Genomic DNA, 10,551 nt, shown 5'->3' with positions numbered 1-10,551 from the left:
ATTGATGTTGAAGGTTTGACCCAATTCTCGCTTGACGGTATTGCCACTGTCAGCGCCGAAGTTTAGACCGAGGTCTACGACGTTTGAGAGACCTTTTAACTGAGCGACGTTGACCGCATCACTATTATTTTTACCTGCGGCAACTTTGACGATCTGACGATTACCATCGGTATCATTACCGACAGACACTGCACCAAGGGATTCACTTCTAGTTGAAGTAATAATATTTTGATCAGCGAGCGTTGCGCCTGCCGGAACAAAGCCTTCAGTACCTGCGCCTCCTGCGATATTAGCTACTGATTTTGAACCTAGGGCAACACCGTTTACAGCAGAGGCATTTGCACCCGAACCTAACGCTGATGCGCCCTTTTCACTGGCTGTTGCAGCGATACCAAATGCTGAAGATGCGGTACCAGATGCATCTGAGTGTATTCCTACAGCAGTTGCTAGATGACCATTTGAGCGTGATTTAGCACCGATTGCTATAGAGGCTGCGCCAAGTGTTTGAGTATGTCCTGCAAAACGATTATTAGGATCTAATAAATCGCGACCAGCATACTCATTAAAGACAGTATTGACTGTGCCACTATTTAGAGCATCATCAATATCACTACCATCTATATTATATTTTGAAGCCAAATCTAGATCATCGCCACCAATAGCGATAGAGGATGCCCCTATAGACACAACGTTTGCACCAATCGCAATAGATTGTGCACCTTTAGCTATTGTATCTTGACCACTAGAGGCGCTACCAATAGCAATGGTTTGACTACCTATAGCACGGGCGTTTCTCCCCATAGCCATCGCATTTTGACCCGTTGCACCTTCATTCAAGTCATTAGTGCCGCCGTCTGAATTGACACTATAGTACTTCACCTTATTCTCAGCGATACTACTATCAAGCTGACTTACATTCACCGCATCTTTTGGACCAATCCCGTCTTCTACATTAATGATTCTGTTATTGCCGTTGTTTAAACCACTATTGCTGAGTACGACATTGTTGTTAGGATCAATGGCTTTCACCATAATACCGGAGCTATCAACCAGAGTATCCCCTATTTTGAGGCTACCATCCGTACCTAAGTTGACGTCTTCATCAAGCTTTACAGTCAAGGATTTATCGCTACTGTTAGCAGCAACGCTAATATTCTTAGTATTTGAATCGCCAGCTACGGTTTCGCCACCCTGAACTTTTAGTGTCTGGTTTCTATAAGTAGTGCTTATATATACTTTTGGTGTTGCATCATCTCCAGCGAAGTTCATTCCACTAGGGTAGTAATAGTAATAACCATTAGCAGCGGCAGGAATAGTTAACCCAGCTGCCAATAATCCAAGTCCTATAGCACTCAGGCGTAGAGTATTAACAGAAGACAAGCTAGCACTAGTGTTAATACTTGCATTGGCACTCACGCTAGATTTTGATGATTTGCCGCGTGCTTTGGCATACTCAGCAACAGCCGTAAAGCAGCCCAATGCTTCATTCCAGATAACTTTAAAATTGCGGTTCATGATATGTACTCCCTTACATAATGAATAGGTATAAACTCAAACTCATGTTGTAGAGAGTAAAAACGCGGATAGATACAAACTTATTCAAACATCGAAGTCACAAAGCTAGATGTTTAAGTTGCATCACAATTATTACTCTCTTTATATAACAATAAATGAATATAAAGAAGTAATCAATTAATAAATTTGCATTTAACTACCGTTCGTCGGAAAATATGCAATATATTGAATATATATGTAGGCTCTTGTTTAGACTTGACTTTTCATGGAGATTTTAGGGCTACTGGAAGTAAAAACGGAAATATACTTGAGTACAATATATAATATGCCTTGTTTATTTATGACTCTCAAGCGGTAGCACCACCTCCACTACGAGTCCATCTCTACCATCTTGTCGATTGCTCACACTCACCTTACCTTTGTGAGCCGTGACCACCGCCTGTACGATAGCAAGACCAAGACCATAGCCACCCGTTTTGCGGTGTCGAGCAGCATCTAGGCGCACAAAGGGCTGAAAAATACGCTTCAGATCCGCATCGGCAATGCCTCCGCCCTCGTCCATTACGATGATTTTTATCGCAGGTATGCGATTGTCTAATAGCGCCTGTATTATTTGAACGCTTACCGCTGATTTTGACGATGTATGCATAAATGCATTACGAATAATATTTTCAAGCGCGCTATGCAATTGCTCTTGGTTGCCCCTGACGATCGAGGCAAATGTCGGTGGTTGCCATTGCCAGTTGATGTTTTTTTGCTGAAATTCAAAACACACATCCTGCCCAATCTTACTAATAATCTCAGCGATATCGACCTCCTCCTCTACACTATTGCTAGTGTACTGCTGCATCTGTAGCGACTGGATATGAATGATTTGCTCAATCAGCTCGTTCATTCTTGCAGACTCCTTATCGATACGATCAAGATAGCGATGAGCCGTTGGTGCAAAGTCGCGAGTCAGCTCGGTAGCAACCTCAAGGCGTGCGAGCGGCGAGCGTAGCTCGTGCGATATATCACTGAGCATTTGCTTGCGCGCAAGCTCACTCTCTGCAAGACGAGTAGATAATGTGGCGACATCTTTTGCTAACAATCCTATCTCATCATCGCCCATCTTTGATAAGTTAGGGGATGCTTGATAATCACCATTTGTCATACGGTGTACGCTTAGCTGCACGCGGCGAATACGTTTTGTGAGGGTACGACTAAGCCAAATACAGACCAAGACACCAAACACTAATATCAGTAATAAACGTATGGGAAAATGACCTCGCTGCAAGGCGATAACATCAGCAAAACGCAGCTGCGGGCGCAATTGTATAATGACCGCCTGACCGTCTGGTAAGATCACCTCTTTATCAGCCAGTTCTGGACGCTCGCTACTGTTGGTTATTGCCATATCACTAGGCATTACTGGCTGTAAGATACTAGGTAATATGGAAGGTCTATTGGTAACGTCAGCTTGATTGTGACGGCTATTATCGTGGCCTAAGTCATCATCAGATCTGTTAGATGGTGACAAGGGACTCATAGACTGCTGATGCCCTCGCTCACGTCTTTGCATTTGCTCGCTGCGATCTCTATAGCGCGGGAACAATGTCGCTCCTTGTTCGTCATAGATTCGTATCTGTGACATAAGGGGTCGATCTTGTCGGTACATTTGTCGCACGCTCGCAAGATCGCCTGTCTTGAGTACCTGAGCTACCACTTCACGCTTAACAAGCAAGCGCTCAATTTGGCTATCCATACGGGCATTGAGCGCTTTTTCGTTAAGCGCGCGCTCGAGCACAATGGATAGCACAGAGGTTAGCAAAATGGTCAGTAGCAAACTCAAAAACAGACGCCAGAACAGCGTTATTCTTGGTTTAAATCGAGTAGATGTTGTCATTATAAGACCAGCTGATACCCTTTACCCCGAATCGCTTTAATCGGCTCATCATGGAAGGGTTGAAGTTTTTTGCGCAGGCGTGAGACATGCACATCCAGACTGCGATCAAAGGGTTGTAGTACGCGCTGCAAGACGTGCTCGGACAACCAAGATTTACTGACTACTTCGCCCTTTCGCTTAAGTAGCGCGAGTAACAAATCAAACTCTGTTCCGGTTACTTGTAGCTCCACGCCATCTATCTGGCACAATCGCTGACTTTGATCTAAGTACAGACGGCTCTCAGGTAGCGGCGTGTGATCTAGGACAGGCGTATTCGTACGTTTGATGACTGCATTAATCCGTGCCAAAAGCTCACGAGGATTGCAAGGCTTGGTAATATAGTCATCAGCGCCCAGCTCAAGACCAATAATACGGTCAATCTCCTCGCCTTTTGCAGTTAGCATAATGACAGGGATATCACTGATGGCGGGCAATTGACGTAGCACTGAGAGCCCATCTAGCTTTGGCATCATGATATCTAGTACCAGTAGATCGTAGTTCAAAGCGCTATGGTTTGTCGATCTAAGTTTATGTATGACCGCTTCGCCATCATGAACGCAGTCGCAGTCGATACCATGATTTTGCAAATACTCTTGCAACAACTGCGTCAATTCTTCATCATCATCGCCTAATAGTATTTTTGTCATATTTATCTCCTCATCGCTATACCCTCTATATTATCATCTGTTATGCGCCGCCTGAGTGACAAACGTTACCTTTCTTAATACTTTATAAAGTATCGCAACTTTCGCCTGTCGTATTATAGTTTCAGTCTTATTGTCCTATAAGACGAAATTTTATGTCCGTTGGCTATACTATTTAGTCCTGTATTTATTTAATTATTAAGGAATCACAATGAAAAAATTACTATTAGGCGCCGCACTTGCTACCTCTAGCGTCTTTGCCTTAACAGCTTGTACTAGCGTAGGTGCTAATACCGACACGCCAGCGACCACTCAGATGCAAAAGCAGCATAAAGGCGGCATGAAAGACGGCAGTAGAGGATTTATGTCACAGCTTAATTTGAGCGCAGCGCAGCAAGCACAACTGCAAGCCCTTAAACAAAACAATAAAGACAATCGTATGCAAAATCGCGAGGCGATGCTCAATATATTGACTCCCGAGCAGCGCGCACAACTGGTAACGATGACATCAGAAAAGCAAGGTAAAGGTCATCGCCGCGGGCACCAAATGGACGGTAAAAACAGTCCTTTTGCACAGCTGAATTTGACGACGGCGCAACAAGCGCAAATCAAAGCCATCAGACAGACCAACACAGGTAGTCGTATGCAAAAGCATAATGCGATCATGCAAGTGCTTACCGCCCAGCAGCGTCAGCAGCTAGAGACAATAAAGGCTGATAGAATGGCAAAAGGCGGTCACAGTGGTAACATGCAGAACTAAACGCTAAGTTGAACTTAATTCTAACTTTAAATCAGTCACCAAAAAGCGCATCGTTTAAACGATGCGCTTTTGTTATAAATGGTTAATTTATTAGGTGTTATACCCTAGTCAATACTCTCTAAACGCTCTTGACTCATAGGCAGCATTCTAAATAGCATTTTGCCCAGTGCCGTACCATTACCTTGGCGGTAGGACTCTATAAGCTCACGACTATAGTCTCTAATATCGACACTGTTACTAGCGTTAGGCTCTTGGACATCGGCAGGCAAGCTGGGATAGGCAATCGTTTGCGAGGTTATCGGTGCATACTGCTGCAAGACATCAATGGTGATACCTCTAGTTGAGTCTTGCAAGCCCATATCTTGGTTACGCATATGCTGCCACTTAATACGGCCGCGATTATCTAAACCGTATAGCTCTAGAATTGCTGTATTACTGTTTTGTGATGCTATTGCGCTTTCATCGCCTGTTATCTCGCTTTTTATAATAGATAGTATTTGCTGCACGATTGCCTTACTGGTTAATGACTTGCCGCTTGGGTCAAAGACATCACTACCCAATTCGCTATCAGTCACTAAATCTGGGTACTGTGTGGTTATCGTCTCGTACACTATACTCATGTAGTCCTGATAAAACTGCTCATAGCTTGCTGTGCTTTGAGCGCGGCGAATAATCTGCGGCGTTTTTAGCATCGGAGCAAGTTGCGCCGCTGGGTACTTAGGAGACACTGCGCTCAGAGATTGCGGAGTGACATAATCAAACTGGCTCAAAGGCGCTGTCTCAAAAGTGCGATCTAATGCGTCAAAATGACTTTTAATCACTGTTCGACCAAAGTCTTTAGGCAAAGTCCCATCATTAAGCGTGAGCTTAAGCCACTTATTTTGCCACTGCGTACCGAGCTTGTTATCAAATAGCTCAGAGTTGAGCATCGCGATATTGTCCGCCCAAAAGTAGATAGTGCCTTCTTTTGCATTGAAATAAATGGGCTGGTTGATGCTGCTGTGATGATTGCGTCCTTTGTACTGCATGCTACTAAGCATAGTGATCTTGCCTGCGACCGGCTGATAGACGCCTTGCGCATTGATGGATAAAGGCTTTAACAAATAGGCGTCAAGCAACTGAGCATTTCTCACATTTTGCTTCGTGGTTTTATTATCATAATTGTCAAACAACTCTTGATAATAAGGCGAGACTTTATCATTGCTATCACTGGCTATAGCGCCTCCCTTAATCACCCTACTCTCTGTAACGGTGGCGCCTACATCCTCTACATATGCTGTATCGTCCAGCGCCTTATATGCAGAACTATACTCGGCATCATCGTATTCTTCGTAGACATCGCTGTCCTCAAAAGCGGCGCTATTATATTGACTCTCATCCCATGCCCGATAAGCCTCATCACAAGCCAAATAGGACTGCTTAATAGCGCTGCGCTGCGGCGCATAATCAGTCGATTCAATCATTTTTCCTGCGGTCTGGGCCTGCTCTATAAGGGCGGCATAAGCCTTGTCGTGGGTTTCTTCGCAGTGCGCATCTACATATTCTGAGGCGACGAGTTGAGATTTATCTATATTTAAGAACTCCTGCTCATTACTAATCTCAAGGTTACTATGATAAGCAAAGGACTGACGGCGCTGTTTTTGCAGGGCAGCCGCGAGTGCTGTTTTGGCAGCTGCTGGTGTTTGATTAATGGCTACTGTACCTTGACCCCCGCTAGTAGATTGACAGCCAGTCGCTATAATCGCCGTAGATAATGCAGCGCTAAGCATAAGTACTTTTGTGCTGCGTTTTGGATGATCAGACGAGCGTGCTAGTTCGGTGTTGATGTCAGTATTAATATTGCGGTTCATGGCTTTATCCTTAATATTTTTTATCTTGAATACGTTTTAAAACACGAGTTTGTCATGCTTAAAATTAATTATTGTCGTCAACCTCGTATTCATCATTTTCATACTCATAAGGATTTTCCATCGCGTCATAAGCATCGTTATAGTCATATCGAGCATACCTGGCTTGCTCTAGCCGCTCTTTATTGAGCTTAGATTGTTTGAGCCAAGCATTACCATCAATAGCAGACGCAGCGTTAGGACCAAACGACTGCGTAAGTAGTGGCGTGAGCGCATGGTTATTGTAGCTTTGCGCATCATAGCGCGTCTGGTTAAGCACTGTCAGTTTGGCACCAAATAGGTCGCTACCGATATTGGTACGCTGCTGCTTGGCAATTAAGCGATCTGAATGGTTTAGATAATAGTAGTTGGTATGATTAAAGGATATGGGCGCAATAGCTTCTACCAGTTGCAATAGAGCACCGACGTCCGCACTTTGATAGCCTTTGTTATAAACTTCAATCTTGTCAATCGCGGTTTTGAGTAGCGCGCCATCAGGGTATCTATCTGGATGGGCGTCAACGTATGCGCTCAAAGACTGGCTGATATATTTGAGCATACGCCCAATCATCTCGCCGCTTTGCTTACTACCGAAGTACACTTTTACCGCGCTACTCGCCCCTACTTGCTTGGCAAAGGTGTCATCACGAATGTCCACAGCGCTAAAGTATTCAGGGGATATCTCTGCCATGCTCCCTTGTATTCCCGTAATGACAGCGTCATAAATGACAGCAGAGGGCAATTGCGAGGTGATACTCTCAGGCAAACCAAAATCTACCGTGTGCGCTGTCATCTCGTTAGGCGTCGGCGTCTGTTCTGGATTGATAAGCGCCACTACTGGCATGATGGCGGAGGGATCAAGGCTCAAGCGACTATTAGCAAAATCAAGTGCTAAGGGAATCTGTATCGATGAGCTCATCGTAGGCGCGGCGTAGTCATAACTATAGACGCTTTGAATGCGTTTTTGCTCAGGTTTAAATTGACTAACACTGTTAAAAGTTAGGTATCGATATTGATAGGCATTGGTGGCCTTTATTTGTTCTGGAGTACGATGAATACTATCGAGTAGCAGGCCTAACATGCCAGTGGACATAGGTGGTAGTGCGTCAGCCGGTGCTGCAGTTTTTGCTTGTTTTTGCGCTTGCATGACTTCGTATTTACGAAACAAGTCTCTTGGATTTAATTTTGATAAGCCTGAGAGTGCGCCGCCTGTGTCATAATCATCGTCACCCTCTAAGTATGGATCTTGGCTACCATATTGATCGTAGCCATACTCGTCATAACCATATTGATCGAATCCATATCTATCGTAGCCGTCTTGATCATAGCCGTATTCATCATAACCTTCGGTGTCATAATCACTAGCTATCGACTCATAAGCCTCTTCAGCAACGATTACTTTGTTGACATCAGCATCGGCATCGTATTCTTCTAGCGCTCTGGCAGCATCAGTTGCATCCATCGCTGCCTCAATCTCAGCTCTAGCGGAGCTTAGTTTCTCATCATTTAGATTGTAGTCATAGTCGTCATCATTACTATAGTTGCTATCGTCCTCATCTTGCATTTCACTATAAGCGTAAGTCTCAATGATGGTTCTAAGCAGACCCGTCGCGCCCGCATCTATACTATCGGCATCGATAAAAGGTACTGCTTGATAATGCGCTTGCGACACCGACACATGCTCTGTTCCTAGATGTTGGCGTATCGCGGTAAGCAGGCGGGTTTTGGCCTGTGCTTCGCTATTAGGTAGCGTAAATAATTGCTCGTGCTGCTGTTGATTTGCCTGCAAATGCTCATTAAACGCGCGGCTCTGCGCCTGATTTATCGACATGTCTGTCACGCTATAATCTATTAACGCGCCTGTTGTCTGCGGCGCAGTGCTTGGCGTAGATTGACAACCGCTAATAGCAGCAGCGCTACTACCTAATAATGCCGCGTAGCCAATAGTTTGAAACCATGAACGCTGATATAAAGTATAAGAGTGCGGTTGTGAATGTTGCTTCGATTTACTAGGGCGATCTGTAGACATGTATATTCCTTTAATCAAATCAATCAACAATAATTAGTCACATAGTATTGTGGTTATTTATAGCATAAAAGATTACAAATGAGTAATATGAAAGTAACTTTCTTAAATGCATAAAAGGAATTTGTGATGTCATACCTATCTTCTCAAACTCATAGCGAAGTTTTAAGTAATACTTTAAATGCTAAAGGTAGCGTAAATTTAAAATCTGCCATGCTACTGATAAGTAGCTCACTATTTCTGTCTGTATCGGCGCATGCGCTTGAACCCATAGATAGCAAGACTATTAATAACTCATCGATTAACACCAGCGCTATCAATCTTACTATCATGACCGACAATCCTACGATCGTACTTGAGACCAAGAGCATTACCCGAGCGCCCACCAATACACTGATATCCACAACTAACAAAGCTAAAACCGACCAAGCCATCTATTCAGCTGACGCCATTCACCATCCCGTCTGGGCAAAGAATGGCATGGTCGCAACCCAAGAAGCGCTCGCCTCTGATATTGGCTTACAAATTCTAAAAGACGGCGGCAATGCCGTTGATGCTGGGGTCGCGGTTGGCTTTGCTTTGGCCGTGACCCTGCCGCGCGCAGGCAATATTGGCGGCGGCGGCTTTATGATGATTTATGATGCAAAGAAAGGCAAAACGGTCGCGCTCGATTATCGCGAAAAAGCACCAAGCAGTGCCTCACGTGATATGTACTTAGACAGTGATGGCAATGCGGTCAGTGACTTGTCGCGCTTTCATGGATTAGCTGTTGGCGTGCCGGGAACCGTAGCAGGACTATTAAAAGCGCTCGATGACCATGGCACCATGAGCCGCGAGCAAGTGATGGCTCCAGCGATTGCTTTAGCTGAAAATGGTATTGAAGTCACGGCGGGCTTGTCAGAATCACTCACCGCATTAACCGATCGCCTGCAAAAATGGCCGAGTACCAAAAAGGTGTTTTTTAAACCTGATGGCAGCGCGTATCAACCAGGTGAACGCTTAAAGCAGCTAGAGCTTGCTCGCTCTCTGAAATTAATTGCTGCACAAGGTGCTGATGGCTTTTATAAAGGGGAGACCGCACGTAAACTTGTCAAAGCAGTCAATGACGCAGGCGGCAATATGAGCGTGCAAGATTTGGCCAATTACGAGGCCATCGCGCGCGCGCCAGTCACAGGCGACTACCGTGGTTATGAGATCGTCTCTATGCCGCCGCCCTCCTCTGGCGGTATCCATATCGTACAGATACTGAATATCTTAGAAGGCTATCCGCTGGATGACTACGGTCAAAACAGCGCACAAACCATTCACTTGATGGCGGAGGCGATGCAACTGGCTTATGCCGATCGTGCTGAGTATTTAGGAGATTCAGACTTCGTTGACGTACCAGAGAGCGGCCTCACCTCTCAAGCATATGCTGATAATTTGCGCCGCTTAATTAACCCAAACAAAGCTACGCCAGCGAAGACCATTAAAGCCAATAACCCACTGCCGTACGAGAGCGATCAAACGACGCATTTCTCTATCGTAGATAAAGACGGCAATGCCATAGCCAATACTTATACGCTCAATTTCTCTTATGGCACGGGTCTGGTCGCCGAAGGTACGGGCATATTACTTAACAATGAGATGGATGACTTTTCTGCTAAACCTGGCACGCCAAATGGTTATGGCTTATTAGGCGGTGATGCTAATGCCGTTGAAGCGGGTAAACGTCCGCTGTCCTCGATGAGCCCGACGTTAGTATTTAAAGACGACAAACCATATATCGTCACAGGCAGCCCAGGCGGTAGCCGTAT

At 45.0% G+C, this 10,551-nt stretch carries 7 protein-coding genes; 2 read left to right on the top strand and 5 right to left on the bottom strand.

The window, feature by feature from the left end; all coding sequences use genetic code 11:
* From ACTXGO_RS06030 to ACTXGO_RS06020, 3 genes are all read right to left on the bottom strand, one after another.
* Positions 1 to 1,515: ESPR-type extended signal peptide-containing protein (locus ACTXGO_RS06030; RefSeq protein WP_443541496.1), on the bottom strand; the 1,515-nt coding region annotated here is incomplete at its 3' end.
* A 334-nt stretch (positions 1,516 to 1,849) separates the two neighbouring features.
* On the bottom strand, positions 1,850 to 3,400 hold the full coding sequence (locus ACTXGO_RS06025) for a sensor histidine kinase (protein WP_443541497.1): 1,551 nt from the start codon (positions 3,398 to 3,400) through the stop codon (positions 1,850 to 1,852).
* A complete protein-coding gene (locus ACTXGO_RS06020; protein WP_435950911.1) occupies positions 3,400 to 4,086 on the bottom strand; it encodes a response regulator transcription factor in 687 nt (228 codons plus the stop codon). The genes ACTXGO_RS06025 and ACTXGO_RS06020 overlap by 1 nt, the downstream gene beginning before the upstream one ends.
* 208 nt (positions 4,087 to 4,294) lie before the next feature.
* Between ACTXGO_RS06020 and ACTXGO_RS06015 the strand changes: the two genes are divergently transcribed.
* Positions 4,295 to 4,843, top strand: coding sequence for a Spy/CpxP family protein refolding chaperone (locus ACTXGO_RS06015; RefSeq protein ID WP_435950910.1), 549 nt, complete (start codon positions 4,295 to 4,297; stop codon positions 4,841 to 4,843).
* A 104-nt stretch (positions 4,844 to 4,947) separates the two neighbouring features.
* On the opposite strand, the gene ACTXGO_RS06010 is transcribed toward ACTXGO_RS06015, so the two are convergent.
* Together ACTXGO_RS06010 and ACTXGO_RS06005 are read right to left on the bottom strand one after the other, a co-directional pair.
* Positions 4,948 to 6,693 carry a hypothetical protein gene (locus ACTXGO_RS06010; RefSeq protein ID WP_443573696.1) on the bottom strand — a complete coding sequence of 582 codons (1,746 nt, stop codon included), beginning with the start codon at positions 6,691 to 6,693 and terminating at the stop codon, positions 4,948 to 4,950.
* A gap of 64 nt (positions 6,694 to 6,757) precedes the next feature.
* Positions 6,758 to 8,758, bottom strand: a complete 2,001-nt coding sequence (locus ACTXGO_RS06005) for a hypothetical protein (RefSeq protein ID WP_443541499.1) — start codon at positions 8,756 to 8,758, stop codon at positions 6,758 to 6,760.
* A 210-nt stretch (positions 8,759 to 8,968) separates the two neighbouring features.
* Here ACTXGO_RS06005 and ggt point away from each other — a divergent pair.
* A partial coding sequence (gene ggt / locus ACTXGO_RS06000) for a gamma-glutamyltransferase (RefSeq protein WP_443573698.1) occupies positions 8,969 to 10,551 on the top strand: 1,583 nt, incomplete at its 3' end.

The sequence above is a fragment of the Psychrobacter sp. T6-1 genome, assembly GCF_052258445.1.
The sequence above is the reverse complement of the archived record's forward strand: the minus strand, read 5'-3'. Positions and strand labels throughout refer to the sequence as shown.

Coding starts and splice junctions, on each gene's coding strand:
- ACTXGO_RS06015 (WP_435950910.1), top strand. CDS start 4,295: ATGAAAAAATTACTATTAGGCGCCGCACTTGCTACCTCTAGCGTCTTT.
- ACTXGO_RS06020 (WP_435950911.1), bottom strand. CDS start 4,086: ATGACAAAAATACTATTAGGCGATGATGATGAAGAATTGACGCAGTTG.
- ACTXGO_RS06025 (WP_443541497.1), bottom strand. CDS start 3,400: ATGACAACATCTACTCGATTTAAACCAAGAATAACGCTGTTCTGGCGT.
- ACTXGO_RS06005 (WP_443541499.1), bottom strand. CDS start 8,758: ATGTCTACAGATCGCCCTAGTAAATCGAAGCAACATTCACAACCGCAC.
- ACTXGO_RS06010 (WP_443573696.1), bottom strand. CDS start 6,693: ATGAACCGCAATATTAATACTGACATCAACACCGAACTAGCACGCTCG.